The organism is Streptomyces sp. DG2A-72 (assembly GCF_030499575.1).
Lineage (GTDB): Bacteria > Actinomycetota > Actinomycetes > Streptomycetales > Streptomycetaceae > Streptomyces.
Map to the genome: position 1 here is coordinate 854,541 of NZ_JASTLC010000001.1, position 16,590 is coordinate 871,130.

At 71.3% G+C, this 16,590-nt stretch carries 15 protein-coding genes; 7 read left to right on the forward strand and 8 right to left on the reverse strand.

All coding sequences use genetic code 11. The features are described 5' to 3' along the window. The first annotated feature begins 198 nt into the window (after positions 1–198). Entirely contained in the window at positions 199–918 is a 720-nt protein-coding gene (locus tag QQY66_RS04320; protein ID WP_301977684.1) for an FAD binding domain-containing protein, read from the forward strand. Here QQY66_RS04320 and QQY66_RS04325 read toward each other — a convergent pair whose 3' ends face one another. The 3 genes from QQY66_RS04325 to QQY66_RS04335 all read right to left on the reverse strand — a co-directional run bounded on the left by QQY66_RS04325 (position 919) and on the right by QQY66_RS04335 (position 6,464). Beyond that, on the reverse strand, positions 919–4,098 hold the full coding sequence (locus tag QQY66_RS04325; RefSeq protein WP_301977685.1) for an amidohydrolase family protein: 3,180 nt from the start codon (positions 4,096–4,098) through the stop codon (positions 919–921). Between the two features lie 117 nt (positions 4,099–4,215). Continuing rightward, the gene (locus QQY66_RS04330) at positions 4,216–4,857 is read right to left on the reverse strand and encodes a Rid family hydrolase (protein ID WP_301977686.1); all 642 of its coding nucleotides are present in this window, start codon (positions 4,855–4,857) and stop codon (positions 4,216–4,218) included. Beyond that, positions 4,854–6,464: an FAD-dependent oxidoreductase gene (locus tag QQY66_RS04335; RefSeq protein ID WP_301977687.1), complete on the reverse strand. Its 1,611-nt coding sequence runs from the start codon at positions 6,462–6,464 to the stop codon at positions 4,854–4,856. Before QQY66_RS04335 ends, QQY66_RS04330 begins: the two co-directional genes overlap by 4 nt. Positions 6,465–6,675: 211 nt before the next feature. Here QQY66_RS04335 and QQY66_RS04340 point away from each other — a divergent pair, with 211 nt between their 5' ends. Further along, on the forward strand, positions 6,676–8,187 hold the full coding sequence (locus tag QQY66_RS04340; RefSeq protein WP_301977689.1) for a serine/threonine-protein kinase: 1,512 nt from the start codon (positions 6,676–6,678) through the stop codon (positions 8,185–8,187). Between the two features lie 9 nt (positions 8,188–8,196). Here QQY66_RS04340 and QQY66_RS04345 read toward each other — a convergent pair whose 3' ends face one another. Further along, the gene (locus QQY66_RS04345) at positions 8,197–8,355 is read right to left on the reverse strand and encodes a WYL domain-containing protein (protein ID WP_301977692.1); all 159 of its coding nucleotides are present in this window, start codon (positions 8,353–8,355) and stop codon (positions 8,197–8,199) included. Positions 8,356–8,818: 463 nt separating this feature from the next. On the opposite strand from QQY66_RS04345, the gene erm reads away from it, so the two are divergent. The 3 genes from erm (at position 8,819) to QQY66_RS04360 (ending at position 12,327) form a co-directional block, all read left to right on the forward strand. After that, the gene (gene erm / locus QQY66_RS04350; RefSeq protein WP_301977693.1) at positions 8,819–9,601 is read left to right on the forward strand and encodes an ErmE/ErmH/ErmO/ErmR family 23S rRNA (adenine(2058)-N(6))-methyltransferase; all 783 of its coding nucleotides are present in this window, start codon (positions 8,819–8,821) and stop codon (positions 9,599–9,601) included. Positions 9,602–9,794: 193 nt separating this feature from the next. Next, the gene (locus QQY66_RS04355) at positions 9,795–11,861 is read left to right on the forward strand and encodes a molybdopterin cofactor-binding domain-containing protein (protein ID WP_301987165.1); all 2,067 of its coding nucleotides are present in this window, start codon (positions 9,795–9,797) and stop codon (positions 11,859–11,861) included. A gap of 10 nt (positions 11,862–11,871) precedes the next feature. Then, positions 11,872–12,327 (forward strand): (2Fe-2S)-binding protein, encoded by a 456-nt coding sequence (locus QQY66_RS04360; RefSeq protein WP_301977694.1) that lies wholly within the window; start codon positions 11,872–11,874, stop codon positions 12,325–12,327. An 18-nt stretch (positions 12,328–12,345) separates the two neighbouring features. Here QQY66_RS04360 and QQY66_RS04365 read toward each other — a convergent pair whose 3' ends face one another. From QQY66_RS04365 to QQY66_RS04380, 4 genes are all read right to left on the reverse strand, one after another. Next, positions 12,346–12,843, reverse strand: a complete 498-nt coding sequence (locus tag QQY66_RS04365; RefSeq protein WP_301977695.1) for a hypothetical protein — start codon at positions 12,841–12,843, stop codon at positions 12,346–12,348. 86 nt (positions 12,844–12,929) lie between these two features. After that, positions 12,930–13,913 carry a S1C family serine protease gene (locus tag QQY66_RS04370; RefSeq protein ID WP_301977696.1) on the reverse strand — a complete coding sequence of 328 codons (984 nt, stop codon included), beginning with the start codon at positions 13,911–13,913 and terminating at the stop codon, positions 12,930–12,932. Positions 13,914–13,986: 73 nt separating this feature from the next. Beyond that, positions 13,987–14,694: a sortase gene (locus QQY66_RS04375; RefSeq protein WP_301977697.1), complete on the reverse strand. Its 708-nt coding sequence runs from the start codon at positions 14,692–14,694 to the stop codon at positions 13,987–13,989. 48 nt (positions 14,695–14,742) lie between these two features. Continuing rightward, on the reverse strand, positions 14,743–15,183 hold the full coding sequence (locus QQY66_RS04380) for an ATP-binding protein (protein ID WP_301977698.1): 441 nt from the start codon (positions 15,181–15,183) through the stop codon (positions 14,743–14,745). 251 nt (positions 15,184–15,434) lie between these two features. Here QQY66_RS04380 and QQY66_RS04385 point away from each other — a divergent pair, with 251 nt between their 5' ends. Further along, positions 15,435–16,310 carry a helix-turn-helix transcriptional regulator gene (locus QQY66_RS04385; RefSeq protein ID WP_301977699.1) on the forward strand — a complete coding sequence of 292 codons (876 nt, stop codon included), beginning with the start codon at positions 15,435–15,437 and terminating at the stop codon, positions 16,308–16,310. Then, positions 16,307–16,558, forward strand: a complete 252-nt coding sequence (locus tag QQY66_RS04390) for a DUF397 domain-containing protein (protein WP_155059665.1) — start codon at positions 16,307–16,309, stop codon at positions 16,556–16,558. Before QQY66_RS04385 ends, QQY66_RS04390 begins: the two co-directional genes overlap by 4 nt. Positions 16,559–16,590: the final 32 nt, after the last annotated feature.

Below are 16,590 nucleotides of genomic sequence, written 5' to 3' on the forward strand. Positions count from 1 at the left end.
GTCCGCGGTCGAGCACGCCCACCAGCTCGACGCTCTGCGCGGCCAGTTGCTCAACCCAGGGGGCGCACGCGGTGACACGTTGAGCCCTGTATGCGCCCCGCGTATGTGGGTAAGAATGCGCCAAAGAAGTGATCATGTGGCCGAGGTGTCCTGGCGCCTCCACCGCCGCCAACTTTCCGGGAAAGCAGGTCGGTTGCCGTGCAGTTGCGTCTGCCTACGTCCATACCCGAAGTACAGGAGTGCCTGGCCGACGGGGCGGTGCCGATCGGCGGGGCGACTCTGGTGTGGGCCGCCTGGCAGCGGGACGGCTTCCCCGAACTGGCGGTGTCGCTGCGCGAGCTGCCGGAGGCCAACACGATCGGGGCCGAGGAGCTGGGCGCGGCCGTCGTGCTGCATCAGATCGACGACCGGGTGCCTGAGGTGCTGCACCGGGCGGCGGCCGGTGTCGGGACGGGGGCGGTGCGCCGTGCGGCCACGGTCGGCGGCAACCTGGTCGGCAGCACGCTGCGCTGTCTGCTGCCCGCCGCAGTCGTACTGGACGCCCGCGCGGTGGTGCTGGAACCGGAGGGGCACTTCGAGACCGACCTCTCCGATGTGCTGGCCAAACACCATCTGCTGGTCGGCCTGCGCTGGAGTGCACCGATCATCAGCGGCTACCGCAAGCTGGACGCCGAAGCGGGCGGACCGCCTCCGTTCGTCGTCGCCTCCGCCCTGCACGCCGACGACGGCGGCAACCGACTGCGCGTCGCCGTCCGCGACGGCTACGAGGTCCTCAGCGGCACCGTCGCGTGTGCCGAAGACAGTGCGGACGTGCTCGACACCCTGCACCGCACCGACCTCGGCACACTCGACCCCACCGCCTGGGAGACGGTCCGCCGGCACGTCACCGAACTGCTGACCCGCTCCGTCGGCGGGTGATCAGGCCCCGCTCTCCGGGTCGCAGCACCCGTCGCGCCGCATCTGGCGACTGACCTCCAGCCAGTCCTGGGCAGCGGACGCCCGGTACGGCTGCGCGGAGCCGAAGGCGTCGACCAGGTCCGCCTGTTCGAAGAGGATGCCGCCGCGCAGGACCGCGACCGTGCGGATCAGGGTGGCGAAGTCGGTGAACGGGTCACCGTCGACGAGGGTGAGGTCGGCGAGCTTGCCCTCCTCCACCGTACCCAGATCGTCGTCGGCACCGAAGACCCGTGCGGGCAGCAGAGTTGCGGTGCGCAGCGCGTCGGCCGGTGACAGGCCGGAACCGTGCAGTGCGCGCAGGGCCAGGTGCAGATGCAGCCCGACCGGGACGAGCGGCTGGTCCGTGCCCAGGGCGATCATGCCGCCGCCGGCCAGGATGCGCCGGTAGACATCCATCTCCCGGGACAGCGTTGCCAGTTGGGCGTCGGTGGGCGGCAGCCCGGCCTGCTGCCGTACCAGCGCGGTGTCCCACGGCGGCATCATCGCGGTGACGCGCGGGTCGTCCGCGAGCGCGGGGTCGGCGCCGAGCAGGGGCGCTGCGGTGAACGGCGTGGCCACGAGGTGAAAGTCGGCGCGTGTGTAGATCTCCATGACGTCCTGGTAGGAACGCCCTGTTGCGGAGGTCGCATGTCCGAACTCCAGCCGCTGCGTGGCCTGCAGATGGGTCGTCAGGTCCTGGCCCAACTGCACGCCTGGAGTGCACAGATGGCTGCCACTGCGAACGCCGAGCCGTTTGTGCCCGAAGTCGGCGGCCTCCTTCATCACCCACCCCGGGGCCCGTACGTACGTCTTCACGAAGTCCCAGTCCAGCGCGGCCCCGCGTGCCAGCGAACGGCGCAGGCCCTCGGGGGTGCGGTGGGCCCTGCCCATGCTGTAGGCGACGCGCGGCCCGTCCAGGAGTTCGCCGGTGGCCAGCAGGCGGGGTCCGGCGAGGGCCCCTGCGGCGACCGCCTCCCGGATGCGGGCCTGCTCGTAGGCGAACCCGCCCAGCGAGACGGCCGTCGTGACGCCGTAGGCGACTTGGAGGGCGGTCTGGCGGCCACCGTAAGTCGACTGCCAGGGGTGGGTGTGCGCGTCCCACAGGCCCGGGATCACGGTGCGGTCGCTCGCGTCGACGCGGCGCGCGGCGGGGCGGCTGCCGCGGTGCGGTGAGACCTCTGCGATACGGCCGTCGCGGATCACGACATCGATGTCCTCGCGCACTTCGGACCCGGTGCCGTCCCAGAGGCGGCCCGCGTGCACGACCGTGTCGGCCGGGCTCGGTCTGCGGTAGTCGAGAGGGACGCGGACGGTACGGGACTTGCCGGTGCCGATGTCGATCAGGCGCAGGGTGCCCGCGGAGAGGTGGAGGAGGGTGCGGGCGTCGGCGGACCAGGAGGGGTGGTCGGCGGGTTCGGTGGTGAGTTGGCGCGGCTCACCGTCGGGGGTGCCGTCGGGCCGGACCGGCAACAGCCAGAGCGCCGACTCGGCGACCACGGCCATCCAGCGGCCGTCCGGGGACCAGACGGGCCCGGAGTCGTAGCGGTCCGCGAGCGAGGTGTGCGGGGCGAGGGCGTGCAGGACGGCTGTCCCGGTGGTGGTGTCGACGACCCGGATGAGGTTGTAGCCCTCACGGAAGCGCTGGCCCAGGCGGTTGCGGTCGCACAGCGCCACGTACCGGCCGTCGGGCGACCAGCTGGGGCGGCCGGGCAGTCCGCCCGCGCCGAGGGGAGCGGCAAGGACCCGTTCGGCGCCGTCCGGCAGACCGCGCACCACGAGGTTGCCGGACATGTCCAGGCAGGCCAGCCGCGTCCCGTCCGGCGAGAGCGCCGGGAAGACCCGGCCGCCCTCGGCGAGCACGCTCTCCTCGCCGGAGCCGAGGTCGTGGCGCCGCACGGCGAGCAGACCGTCCCGGTCGTCCGCGTACACCAGCGCCCTGCCGTCGGGCGTCCATGCCGGCGCCAGCACATAGCGGGTGGCGGGGACTTGGAGGACCTTGCGCGGTGCGCGACCGCCCGTGGTGTCGGCGGTCCACAGCGCGTTCAGCGCGGCGAAGGCGACGGAGCGGCCGTCCGGGGACAGGGCGGGCAGGTGCAGCGCGCGGACAGGACGGGTGCCGACGCCGTCGAAGTCGTACGACTTTCCGCGGTAGCGGGGCCGGTCCACGGGCAGCGTGGCCGTGAACGCGATCTCCTCGCCGTCGGCCGGGCTGTCAGGGTCGACCAGGCGGAAGTGACCGTCGATGTTCAGCAGCAGGCGCTCGCCGTCCGTCCAGCGGGGCGGCGCCGGGAGGACGTCGCCCGCGAGGGCGACCGGTTCGCCGTCGACGACCAGGGTGCAGGAGGCCGCGGGCGAAGCCGTGGTGCGCAGGTGCGCCAGGCGCCCGGTGGGCGAGACGGCGGGGGTCATCAACTGGGCGCCGGAGTCGTCGGTGTGCTCGGTGGCGACCGGGCCCGAGCCGTCGGCGGCCACCGACGCGACGGTGTTCGCGCGGAGGGTGCCCGTCTCGGTGACGGCCGCACGGACGAACAGCACCCGCTCGCCGTCCGGCGACCAGGTGGGGTCGAAGTCCTCCCACCGGGTGCCCTGTCCGGGACCCTCCTGGCCGGGGCTCCCGGTGAGCCGGGTCAGCGCGCCCGTGCGCACATCCACGACCCAGATGCGGTACGGGGCACCGCTCACGGTGTCGCCGCCGCGCTCGGACGCGAACGCGATCCGCGTGCCGTCCGGCGACCAGGCCGGGCCCCGGTCGTCCCACGGCCCGTCGGTGAGCTGCCGCAGCCCGGTGCCGTCGGGGCGCAGCGTCCAGAGGTGGAAGCCGCCGCCTCGGTAGGCGCACACGACGAGGCGGCTGCCGTCGGGCGAGTACTGCGGGCGCGTGGGTTCGAGGCCGGGCGGGGTGAGCGCGACGGCGGCGCCTCCGCCGCGCGGGACGGACCAGAGAACGTTCTGGACCTCGGCGATCAGCCGGTCCCCGGAGGGGGCGAGGGTCGCGGAACCGCCTGTTGCCGCGGTGAAGGAGAGGGTCGTCGTACCGGACGCGGCGGTCGCGACAGGCGCGGTGACGGTGGCGAGCGCCGTGGCCGTGGCGGTGACTTGAAGGAATCTACGACGGGAGAGCGGCCCGGAACGGGGGGCGTCCAAGGTGCCTTCGGTGTCCAAGAGAGCTCCCAGTGCACGGAGTTGGTGTGCCGGACAGGAGAGACCACTGAGGGCAACGTACGGGGCGGTGCCCGCTTGCGGACCCCGCCCCGACGTATCTCAGCCGATCTTCACTCCTCAGCGCTTCCTGTAGGCCGCGGTGACCTCGACCTCCACCAGCCAGCCCTTGACGGCGAGGGAGGCCACCTCCATCGTGGCCCGCGCCGGGCGGGCCTTGTTGGCGAGCACCGGCGGTTTCGGGGCGGAGGTGCCCATGGGCACCGGCACCACCTGATGTGTCGTCAGGTCGATGTTGGCGAAATACTGCCGGTAGGCGCGGTTCCAGCCCGCGTAATCGGCGGTCTCGGCGCCGGGCGGCTTCATCAGATAGCACTTCATCGTGATGACGTCCGCCGGAGTGACCCCCGCGGCCTCCAGGTTGGCCTTGATGTTGCGCAGCACGACAAGCGCCTGTGCCTCGGTGATCGTGACACCTTCGGCGCCCTCGGTGAGGGACGGGTCTGTGTAGTACTCCGGAGTGCCTTGCGGCGCCGAGGGGTTGAGCGCGGAGGGCCCGAGACCGCTGCTCTGGTACACGGCCACCTCCCCGCCCATCGCCACGCCGTTCGCGATGGCCGGGTTGGACTGGCCCCCGGGCAGCATGACGCGCACCTCCTTCGAGCCGGGCCACCAGCCCCGGGCGTCGGCGAGCGCGGTGCCGCCCGTGAGGAGCGACGCAGTCAGGGCCGTACCGATGACTGCCTTGGTACGCCGGTTCATACGGCCATCACCCTCTCGTGGATGTCGGTCACGACCTTGCGAGCCGAGGTGAACGCACCGTGCTGCCAGGCGATGACGTGGCTGAGCCAGTCGCCGGCGAAGTACACATGTCCTGCGGGCTGGTTGAGAAGCGTGTACTCGGGTCCGTTCTGCGAGGGCCAGCCCACCCAGCCGGCCTCGATGTACGGGGTCCGGTGCCAGGCCACGCTGAAGGAGCGGTCGAGTTCGGTGCGGTACTTCTCGCCGTGGATCTTCACACCGCGGCTCACCGCCCGCGCGAGGCGTTCTTCGTGCGGCAGGGCGCTGTACGCGAGGGCGTTCGCGCCGAAGTTGTAGTAGCCGATGAGGGTGCCACGGCGCCCGAAGTGGCCGTGGGACGGGTACCAGATGGTGGCCAGGTCCGTGTCGGTGGGCGTGATGCCACCGTAGATGTGCTCGTGAGTCTCCCACCAGCGGCTGCGGTACTCCAGGCCGATCTTGCCGACGGGTGTCGGACTCGGGTACTTCAGCGCAGCGGTGACGTCGGCGCCGAGGTTGTGCTTGATGCGGGCCATGACCATGGGCGGCACGGCGGCCACCACGAAGTCGGCGTGGCGGGTGCGGGTCCGGCCCTGGGCATCCTTGTAGGTCACGTCGGCGCCGTCCGCGAGGTTCTTCACCTCCAGCACCTTGGCGCCGTACGTGATCCGGTCCCGTCCGATCGCCTCGGCCAGGGCGTACGGGATGGCGTCCATGCCGCCCACGGGCTGGAACATGAGCATGGCCTGGTCGTAGCCGAACTCGAACGAGAAGCGCTGCCCGACACCGCTCGCGATGACGTCCGACAGCGAGGGCACCGCCCCCAGGACCGTGCCCTTCTCGAAGGCGGCGCCCGGCTCGACGGAGTAGCCGCGCCGGTCGGTGCCGGTGTAGGCGTAGCCGTCCGCCTTGCCCTTGATGGCGCCGAAGTTCTGCAGGAAGGCGATCAGCCGCTCCTTGTCGGCGGCGGTGAGCTGCGCGTCGAGGGCGCCCTGGTCGGTGGCCTTGGCGAGGAGTTCGGAGACATAGCCGTAGACGTCGGCCTTCGCGGTGCGCCAGCGGATCGGCTGTCCCGCGAGGGCGGCGCTGTTCTCGTGGTAGATGTACGCGTTGGCGTTCTGGTTGGTGAACACCTCGACGGGGACGCCGAGTTCGCGGCAGTACTCGAGCGTGACGTGCGACTGGGGCAGCCGGGCGGGCCCTGCGTTCATGTACTGCCCCTTGGAGAACGACGCGGTCTGCCTGCGGCCGTCCAGATCGGTCAGGGTCGTGCCGCCACGCACCGTCCAGTTGCGGCCGCCGGGCCGGTCCTTCGCCTCCAGGATCCGGCAGTCGTATCCCGCCTTGCCGAGTTCGTACGCGGTGGCCAGACCGGCGATGCCGCCGCCGAGGACCAGGACCTTCTTGGCACTGCGCCCGCTGAGTGCGAAGTCGCTCTGCCGGGGCGCCCGGTACTCCGCGGCCCGTACGTCCGGCACCGGCGCGAGGCCCAGCACGCCCATCGCCGAGTAGAGCATCCCCGCGCCGCCTGCGATCCCCACGGAACGCAACAGGTCCCGCCGAGATGCCATGGATCTCTCGTCCGCCATGCACTCCTCCCAACCCGCGCGCCCGCGATCCGGACGCGACGTCGTCCGATCAACCCGGTCACGTGGGGGGCGAGTTGTTGCTGAGACCGGAGGAACCCCATGAGGGTCCGTCAGGGGTGTTACAGCGCCATACCAATGACGTATCCGTGGCATGAGCATGCGAGCGGGGCGGACGTCATGGGGAGCCGGCCGCTGCCTTAACCTTTGGCAGGTGAACGCACCAGGGGACATGGTCGACGGACGCTTCGAACTGCTCGGGCGGCTCGGCAGCGGGGGGATGGGCACGGTATGGCGGGCCCGGGACACCGTGCTGCATCGCGAGGTCGCCCTCAAGGCCGTACGCCCGGACGCCGAGGACTCTCCCGTCGTACGCGAGCGGGTCATGCGCGAGGCGAGGGCACTGGCGCGGCTCAACAGCCCGCATGTGGTGACGGTCCACCAGATCATCGAGGCGGACCCCCACCCGTGGATCGTGATGGAGCTGGTGCCGGGCATTTCGCTCCAACAGCGGCTGGCCGACGGTCCGTTGGTCCCGGTGGAGGCGGCGCGTATCGGCCGTCAGGTGCTCTCCGGTCTGCGCACCGCGCACGCGGCCGGCATCCGGCACCGGGACGTCAAACCCGCGAACATCCTGCTCGCCCCCGACGGCACCGCCGTGCTCACCGACTTCGGCATCGCCGCCCTCCAGGGAGCGACGGCGCTGACGGCCACGGGCGAATTCGTCGGCTCACCCGAGTACATCGCTCCCGAATGCCTCCGCGGGCGCGACAACGACCCGGCGTCCGACCTGTGGTCCCTGGGGCTGGTCCTGTATGTGTGCGTGGAGGGCGTGAGTCCGCTGCGCCGCGCGAGCACGCTCGGCACGCTGGCCGCGGTACTAGAGGACCCCGTGCCCCCACCAGTGCGCTCCGGCCCTCTCGCCCCCGTACTCCAGTCCCTCCTGGTACGCGACCCGGCGGCACGCCCCCGCGCCGAGCAGCTGGACGCGATGCTGGCGCAGGTCGAGTCCGGCACCGCACCGCACTGGGCGCAGCCGACGCTCACCGCAGCACTGACACCGACCACTACTCCAACTCCGCCTCCGGCGCCTGTGGTGACGCCCGCACAGCAGGACCCCACCCGCCCTGAGCTGTCGGCCCGTCGCCGTACTCCGGTCCTCGTCGCCGTGGCCGCCGTCGTGGCCGTCGGTGCGGCGGTGGCTCTCGCCCTCGCCCTGCCCGGCGCCGGCTCCGGCGACGAGGAGAAGAAGGCGGGCGCGGAGCGCGGCGCCACCGCGAGCACGCCCTCCGCTCCGGACGCCCGTACCACTCCGAGCCCTACTCCGACGCCCGTACGGACACCTTCCGCCGCACCGCCCGGGTCCGCGTCGCCCTCCGCACCGGCCGGTGACAGCGGCTGGATCGCCCAACTCCACTCCGAACCGCTCTCGACGGGCACTGCAGCCCGCGATCAACGCCTTGCCGCGATCCGCGAGTCGGTGCCCGAGGCCGTCTACGTCCGCAGCGACGACTTCGCCTCTCTCCGCCCCGGCTACTGGGTCTTCTACGCCCCGGGCCCGTTCGCCGACGGCCGGGCGGCACTGTCCTTCTGCGCCGAGCGCGGACGTACGACGCCGAACACCTGCATGGGCCGCTACCTGAGCACCAGCCCGGCCGACTTCGCTCTCCAGTGCCGGCCACCGGAGACCAGCCCTACAGGCCGCTGCACCCGCGCCACCGGCTGATGGGCGGCCTCAGTACCGGTCGGTCAGCCGGCGTCCCAACGTCCGTAGCCGGTCGGTGAGTTCGGCCGGTTCGAGGACGTCGAGGTCGAGGTTGAGGTAGGCAAGCCAGCGGGCCGCCCAGTCGAGGTCGTCGGAAGGGTCAACGGCAAGCACGGGCTCGGGCCCCATCGGCTCCTGCGGCGGAGGCGGCCCAAAAGCGAACGCCTCCCGCACCCCGTCCCAGCGGTCCGTCGGCCGCGGTCATGGCCTCCGGAAACTCGCCACTGCTCATAGCCGACTCCTCGAGGGACCGCCGCCCGGTTCCCGGAGCAGCCGGGAGTGTTTCCTCTCTGTGAACCATATTTCGCTCAGCGAACCAAGGAAGGGCCCGCAGGCACGAAATTCGATTGCCCGGCCCGCCCTGCCCGCTTAGCGTGCCGCCCGTGGGAATCAATGCGATCTCGATCACCGGTCTTGGCCGGGGCTGCGCGCACGCCATGCGGCTGCGCCGCGCCCCCGGCGCCCTGACCGGCCCGGGGAACCACGCCCGCTGACGCTTGCACCGTAGGGCGCACCCCTTCACTTCCTCCTGTCTCCGGTCGGGGCCTTCGTCTGCCCGTATGCCCTTCACGGAAGACAAGGACCGCAGGCCATGGCCCGCCCCACCCGCGCCGCCCGCGCGCTTTCGCAGAACTTTCTCGCCGACCGCGCCACCGCCGACCGCCTCGCACGGCTCGCCCTCCCGCATCCGCGGCGGGACGCCCTCCTCGTCGAAGTGGGGGCGGGACAGGGCGCGTTGACCGCGTCGCTCGGACCCCGCTGTGGTGAGCTCCTCGCCTACGAGATCGATTCGCGACTCCTTCCGGCGCTGCGGGCCCGCTTCCGCAGCGCCCCCCATATCCGCGTCATCGGCGGCGACTTCCTCGCCGCACGGCCCCCGCGGACACCCTTCTCCGTCGCCGGGAACGTGCCGTTCTCCCGTACCGCGGACGTCGTCGACTGGTGTCTGCGGGCCCCCGCGCTGACGGACGCCACCCTCCTCACCCAGCTTGAGTACGCCCGTAAACGCACCGGGGACTACGGCAGTTGGACCCTGCTGACGATCCGGAGCTGGCCGCGCCACGAGTGGCGGTTTCTCGGGCGCGTCGCCCGGACCAGGTTCCGGCCGGTGCCCCGGGTCGACGCCGGAATCGTACGCATCGAGCGCCGCCGCACCCCGCTGCTCGCCCCGGACGCGTGCGCCTCGTGGTCGCGCCTGGTCGAGCTGGGTTTCTCGGGGGTCGGCGGCTCGTTGCACGCGTCGTTGCGGCGCGCTCACCCCGGGCGCCGGGTCGACGCGGCGTTCCGGTACGCGCGCCTCGATCCGCGCATGCTCGTGGGTGCGGCCTCACCGGGGCAGTGGCTGCGGCTGTATCAGGTGCTCGCGGCCGATTGACGCGCCGGTGCCGCACGGGCCGCGGTATCAACTTCCGGGTAAAGCAACCTTCAAGCGATCCGGACCCTCATACCTGGGCAGAGGGCGAGCGCATGGGGAGGAGTGTTCGTTGGACGGTATCGAGACTTCCGCCATGGGCGCCGACGCGTCCGAGGGCGGGCCGGATCGGCGGGGGGTGTCGCGCCGGGGGTTCATGGTCTATTCGCTAGCCGCGTCCACGCTGACCGTCGCGGCTCCCCTCGGCTGCGACGCGCCGCTGGCCGAAGGTGCGGAGCAGAGGGCACAGGGTGCGCGCGGGGCTTCCGACGTCGTCGTGCGGGGCACCGACGGGGAGATGCTCGTCCTGGAGGTCACCGAGGCGAACAAGGTGGTCGTACGGCTGCCGCGGGTCGAGGTCGGTCAGGGCATCACGACCGCGGTCGCCATGATGATCGCCGAGGAACTGGACGCCCGGCTGGCGGATGTGCGCATCCCGCTCGCCGACGCCCGCAGCCAGGGCAATCAGTACACGGGTGGTTCGAACTCGGTCAGCTCGCTGTACGGGCCCGCGCGCAACCTGGCCGCCACCGCACGCGCCCGGCTGGTGACCGCGGCCGCCCGGCGCTGGGGCCTTCCGGCCCGCACCCTGCGTACGTGGAACACCATGGTCGTCGCACCGGACGGACGTACGGCCACGTACGGCTCGCTGACCGCGAGCGCGGCCGGAATCCGTCGGCCGGCGGTCTCCAGCAAGCCGAAACCGGCGTCCCGGCACCGGGTGATCGGGCGGCCGGCGACCCGGATCGACGCGCGGGACATCGTCACGGGCAAGGCGAAGTACACCGGAGATCTGTCGGTGGCCGGAGCGAAGCCGACCGTGGTGGCCCGGCCGCCGACGATCGGCGGCAAGGTCGTCTCGGTGGACTCGCGGGTGGCGCGGGCGATGCCGGGTGTCCTGAAGGTCGTCAAGGTCGACACCGGTGTCGCCGTCGTGGCGGACTCCTTCCATCACGCCTTCAAGGCCAGGGACGCCCTGCGCATCACCTGGGCTCCCGGTCCGCTGGCCCGACTGTCCGACGCCGCGATCCGCGCCCGGCTGCGGGCCGCCGTCCCCGCGCTCGGGGCTCCGCCGCGGGGATCGGCGCAGGTGGAGGCCGAGTTCGAGTTCGCCTTCGTCGGCCATGCCCCGATGGAGGTACTGACCACGGTGGCCGATGTGCGGGCCGATCGCGCCGAGCTCTGGTTCTCCTCCCAGACCCCCATGGACGCACGGGACAGCATCGCCTCAGCCGTCGGCCTGCCGGCATCGAAGGTGAAGGTCCATGTCCTGCGGGGCGGCGGCTCGTTCGGGCGGCGGCTGAACTACGACTTCGCGATCGAGGCGGCCCTGATCTCGAAGGCCGCCCGCCGGCCGGTGAAGGTGATGTGGAGCCGCACCGACGACATCCGGCACGGCAGGATGCGCCCGGCCTCCCACCACCGGATCCGCGCCAGCCACGCGCGCGGCCGGGTGGTGGCCTTCGCCCATGCGACCGCGTCGGTGAGCGAGTCGTACGACGGACTTTCCGCTCAGGGCGCCGCGGCCCCGCTCCCCAGCGACAGCGGCCTCTACAACTTCGGGCGTATTTCAGGGGATTCGGGCTCGGTGGAGCTGGCGATGCCGCTGGGCGCCTGGCGCTCGGTGGACTCCGGGACGACACGGACCGCGGAGGAGATCGTCGTCGACGAGATCGCCCGGAGCCTGGGCAAGGATCCGGTCGCCTTCCGTCGTACGACACTCAGGAGCAAGTCCGTCAAAGCCGTACTGGACAAGGTCACCACCGCCGGGAACTGGGGCCGGGCCCTGCCGGACGGCCGGGCCCAGGGTGTGGCCGTGCACGAGGAGTACGGCTCCTGTGTGGCCTGTCTGGTCGAGATCGACGCCACCGATCCGAAGCGGCCCCGGGTGACCAAGGTCGTCATGGCGGCCGACGTCGGCACGGCCGTCAACCCGCGCGGTCTCCAGGCCCAGCTCATGGGCACCGCGATCGACGGCATCTCCACCGTGCTGCGGGCCGGACTGCACATCGACCGGGGCGCCGTCCGCGAGGGCAGCTTCGCCGACTTCCGCTACGCACGCCAGCAGGACGCCCCGCTCCACTTCGAGGCGCACATCCTGCCCTCCCGCCGGGAGCCCGGCGGAGCCGGCGAACTCGGTGTCCCGGCCGCGGCCGGCGCCGTCGCCAACGCCTACGCCCGCGCGACCGGGACCCGGCCCCGCCGCTTCCCGATCAACTTCTGAGAAGGTGCCGATGCCGTCCTACTCCTTCATCCTCAACGGCAAGCCGGTCACCGTCGAGGCACCGGCCGACATGCCGCTGCTGTGGGTGCTGCGCGATCTGCTGGACGTGACCGGCCCCAAGTACGGCTGCGGGGTCGGTGTCTGCCGTGCCTGCACCAGCCATCTCGACGGCGCGGAGATCCAGCCGTGCGTCGTCCCCGTGGCCGACTGCGCGCAGCGTGAGGTCACCACCATCGAGGGCCTGGCGGACGGTGACCGGCTGCACCCCGTCCAGCAGGCCTGGCTCGACATGGACGTGGCGCAGTGCGGCTTCTGCCAGCCGGGCCAGATCATGACCGCGGCCGCCCTGCTGAAGCGGACGACCGATCCGAGCGACGCGGACATCGACCGGATCGAGAACGTCTGCCGCTGCGGCACCTACTCCCGGATCCGTGAAGCGATCAAGAAAGCAGCTGCCGAAGAGTGACCGCGGCCGGCGCCGTGGTCAGGCACACCGGTTGGCGTGCTTGATGTCGAGGACGAAGCGCTCCGGGGAGTGCAGCTTGAAGGTCTTGTAGACGGGCTTGGAGTTGAAGGCGGCTCCGAAGGTGACCACGGCCTCGAAGTCACCGGTCAGGGCGAGCCCCTTGAGCTTGGGCAGATGGATCTTCAGCAGCTTGGGCCCGCGGTAGACCGACTGGCCCGCCTCGTTGTGAGCGGCTGCGGGAGAGAGCTTGATCTCCAGGAAGTACTTCCCGGCGAGCGGGACCTTCTTCCCGGAGCCGTCGTAGCGGAGTTCCTTCACCGGCTTGACGGTGACCGGGGGCATGGCGCCCCGGACGTCGATGACCAGCCGGTCGTAGGTGCAGTGCCCGCCCCATCGTGCGTTGACGACGAGGGCGACGGGGGGTGCCTGGGCCGAGGCCGAGGCGGGAATCGTGGTGCCGGCGGCGGTGAGCAGGACGCCCACGGCTATGGCGGTACCTCTTGGACGGTTGTGCATGACGCCCCCCGATCTTTCTCTTGAGGGGACAGAGGATTCTCATCAGTGGTGACACCCGAGTGGGGCCCAGGGTTGTGCCGCTCCCCTCAGTCGTCCGCGGGCAGTTCCACGGGCATGGCGATGACGTCCACAAGGGCGCCGGCGCGCAGTGCGGTCAGCGCGAGCGGGCGCCCGATGGCGTCCTCCAGCATCAGGCGCTGGAGCGTCTGCGCACTGGTCACCGGCTCACCGCCGGCGGTGATCAGCAGGTCACCGGTGCGCAGTCCGGAGCGGGCGGCGGGAGAGGCGGGCACGACCTCCACGATACGCAGGCCGGAGCGCCGACCGGTCCGCTGCCGAAGCGACGGTGGCAGCGGTGCGGGGATGCCGGCGACACCGAGACAGGCGCGGCGGACTCTCCCGTCCGAGAGAAGGGCGGCGACGATCTGGCGGCTGTTCGCGTTGACCGGGATGGCGAGGCCGAGTCCGACCTCGGCGATCGCGGTGCTGATGCCGACGACCCTTCCGTCGGCGGTGGCGAGTGCGCCGCCCGAACTGCCTGGGTAGAGCGTGGCGTCGGTCTGGACGACGTCGTCGATGATGCGGGTGGCGGCCCCGGCGCTCGTGGGCAGCGACCGCCCCAGGGCACTGACCACACCGGCGGTGACGCTGCCGGCCAGTCCGAGCGGGTTGCCGACGGCCACCACCAGCTGCCCGACGCGCAGCCCGTTGGCCTCGCCGAGCCTGGCCGGGGCCGGGGTCGGTCCGTCGGCGCGGATCACCGCGAGGTCGGACAGCGGATCGGCGCCGATGACGTGGAAGGGCGTCGTCGTGCCGTCGGCGAAGGACGCCGTACCGGCGTCGGAGTGCCCGACGACATGGGCGTTGGTGAGCAGGAAACCGTCGTCGGTGAAGACCACCGCGGAGCCGGTGCCCGCCACGAAGCGCCCTCTGAACCTGCGGTGCGCGACGTTCACGGCCGCCACCTTCGGCGTGAGTTCGGCGGCGACCGAGGTGACGATCAGGGAGTAGGCGTCGAGCGCGGACTGCTCCATGCCGGAGCGGTCGGGCTCGGAGACTGTCTCGGCCACGAGCGGATCCTTCCGCTTGCCCAAGGGGACTGATTACATGCTTACACCGTGTCCCCATAAAGGGGAGCGGTCGTCACTCCGCCGACCGTGCGGAAGTCAGCACGCCGATCTTGTCGACGCGGTGTTCCGGGTTGCCCCTGTCGTCGCGCCAGTAGTTTCCGGCCGCGTTGTCCTCGGGTGTCAGGCAGGTCGAGATGGTGATCACGGCCTGGGTCGGGCGCTTGCCCGGGAAGCCGGGCACCGCCGCCCGCTGCTCGGCGAGCGAGCGGGCGGAGCGGAAGGAGGTTGTTCTGGTGTCGGTGATCTCGTACTCATAGCGCGTTCCGCCCGACGTGACGACGACCGGGTCGCCCTCTTCAAGAGTCGGGAGCAGGCGCAGTGGGCCGCCGACGGAGAGACGGTGGGCCGTGACGAGGTAGTTGCCGACCTCCCCGGGACCGACACCGCCCTGCCCGCCGTACGGGCTTGCAGCGAAGCCGCGGTTCTGGATCCGGGTGCCCGGCCAGTCGTCCGTCGTGCCCTCGTACGGGACGACACGCAGGTTCTCGACGCCGATCGCCTCGATGGTCAGCCAAGCAGTCTGACGCTGATTGCCGGTCCTGGGCGGAGCCGACTGGGACGAAGGGGATTCCACCGGGGGTTCAGCCGATTTTGTCGCAGGGGACGTCGCTTCCCGCGCACCCGTCTGCTCGCCGGTCGTGCCCCCGCCGCCGGAGCAGCCGAGGAGCACAGCGATACCGACGCCGGCGAAGAAGGCGGGACGAGCTCGGGAAAGGGCCATGACACTCGGGAAACGTACGAGAGCCGACCGGGTGTTCCCGCCGCCCGCTCAGACCCTCAACGTTGCCCACACGGCGTTGCCACCGGTGCGTCTGGACCGATCGACTCCCCAGGTGTCGGCCAGCTGATCCACGAGGAACAGTCCGCGACCGCCCTCGTCGTCCGGGCCGGATTCGCACGGAAGCAGACCATGGCACAGGTGATTGCGGTCGTGCACTTCGACCCGTAGGCACCTGTCCGGGACGAGCCCGAGGCCGCACAGGATGCGCGTGCTGAGTGTGTGCCGCACGGCATTGGTCGCCAGCTCGGACAGGAGCAGGACGGCGTCCGCGCACAGCTCGCCCGGCAGCTGCCACGCGATCAGCCGCGCACTCATCGAGCGGCGGGCCACCCCGACGCTGGAACGGTGGGCCGGGAGTTCGAGCCAGTGGGTCCGGTCCGGGCTGAAGGCGTCCAAGGACAGCGGGGAGGAGGTCGTGTGGGGGGACACGGGTTCGCCTTCCGTGGGGAGCGGAGGAAGGTCGCCGTGGGTATCGGCGCTTGCCAACTTCCATGGAGGCATGGGAGTTGGCGATGAAGCGACTCGTGTGTGACGAGGCGATTCACACAAGTAACTATGCTCGCACCCTAGTTCAAGCTGCAACCAGCTCCCTGATAATTTCAGTCAGCCGGTATCGGTCTGGCCGCATCATCAAGCCACTGTCAGACTCGAACTGGTGACAGCCCCTCAGGAGGTACGGCGTGAGCGAAGGTCGTTCGGGCGCGGGCGCCACGGGTGCCCCCACCGTTCTCCGCATGATCCTCGGCCGACGGCTGCAAGAGCGCCGGCTGGAGGCCGGCGCGTCGCTGGAGGACGCCGCGAAGGCCCTGCGCGTGAAGCCGCTGACCATCCGCAGACTGGAGAAGGCCGAGGTCGCTCTCAAGCCGCTCTACGTGGAGAAGCTGCTCGAGACCTACGGGGCCGACCGGCAGGAGATCGACGAGTTCGTCGTCCTCGCCGAGCGGGCCAACGAGCCCGGCTGGTGGCATGCGTACCGCGATGTGCTGCCCAACTGGTTCAGCGCCTACGTGAGTCTGGAGACCGGCGCCAAGACCCTGCGCACCTATGAGCCGCACTACGTCACGGGGCTGCTGCAGACCGGCCGCTACGCGCGCGAAGTGCTCAGCGGGGGTTTCCCGGGGGACGGCGACGAGGACCTGCAGCGCAGAGTGGACCTGCGGTTACGTCGCCAGGGCCTGCTGGACAGACCCGACGCACCCACGCTGTGGGTGGTCATGGAGGAAGCCGTACTGCACCGGGTGGTCGGCGGCCCCGAGGTCATGCGGGAGCAGATCGACCGGCTCCTGGAGGTCTCGGAGTCGGAGCACGTCAGCGTCGATGTCGTGCCCTTCACCGCCGGTGCCCATGTCGGGGTGTGCGCCCCGTACACGTATTTCCGGTTCGAGGAGCCGGAACTGCCCGACATCGTCTACACGGAGATCCTGTCCGGTGCCATGTACCTGGACCAGCGCTCCGATGTCGCGGCGCATCTCGAGGCGCACAACCGCATGTCCCTGCTGACGTCCGACGCGGACAGCAGGGCACTCCTGAACCGGATGCGCAAGGAGTACTCATGACCACCATCGACGGGCACGTCTACAACGGGATGCCCGCGTCGGACCTCGGCGAGCAGGGCTGGGAGTCTCCGTGGAGCGGCCCCAACGGGGGCCAGTGCGTGCAGACGAAGCAACTCGCCGACGGCCGCGTGGCGCTGCGGCAGTCGACCGATCCCGCCGGTCCCGCGCTGATCTACACCCCGGCCGAGATCGCCGCGTTCGTCGCGGGGGTCAAGCGCGGCCTCGCCGACCATCTGGCCGCCGGCTGAACCCTCTCACCAGCGGGAGGACCCGAGCCGGC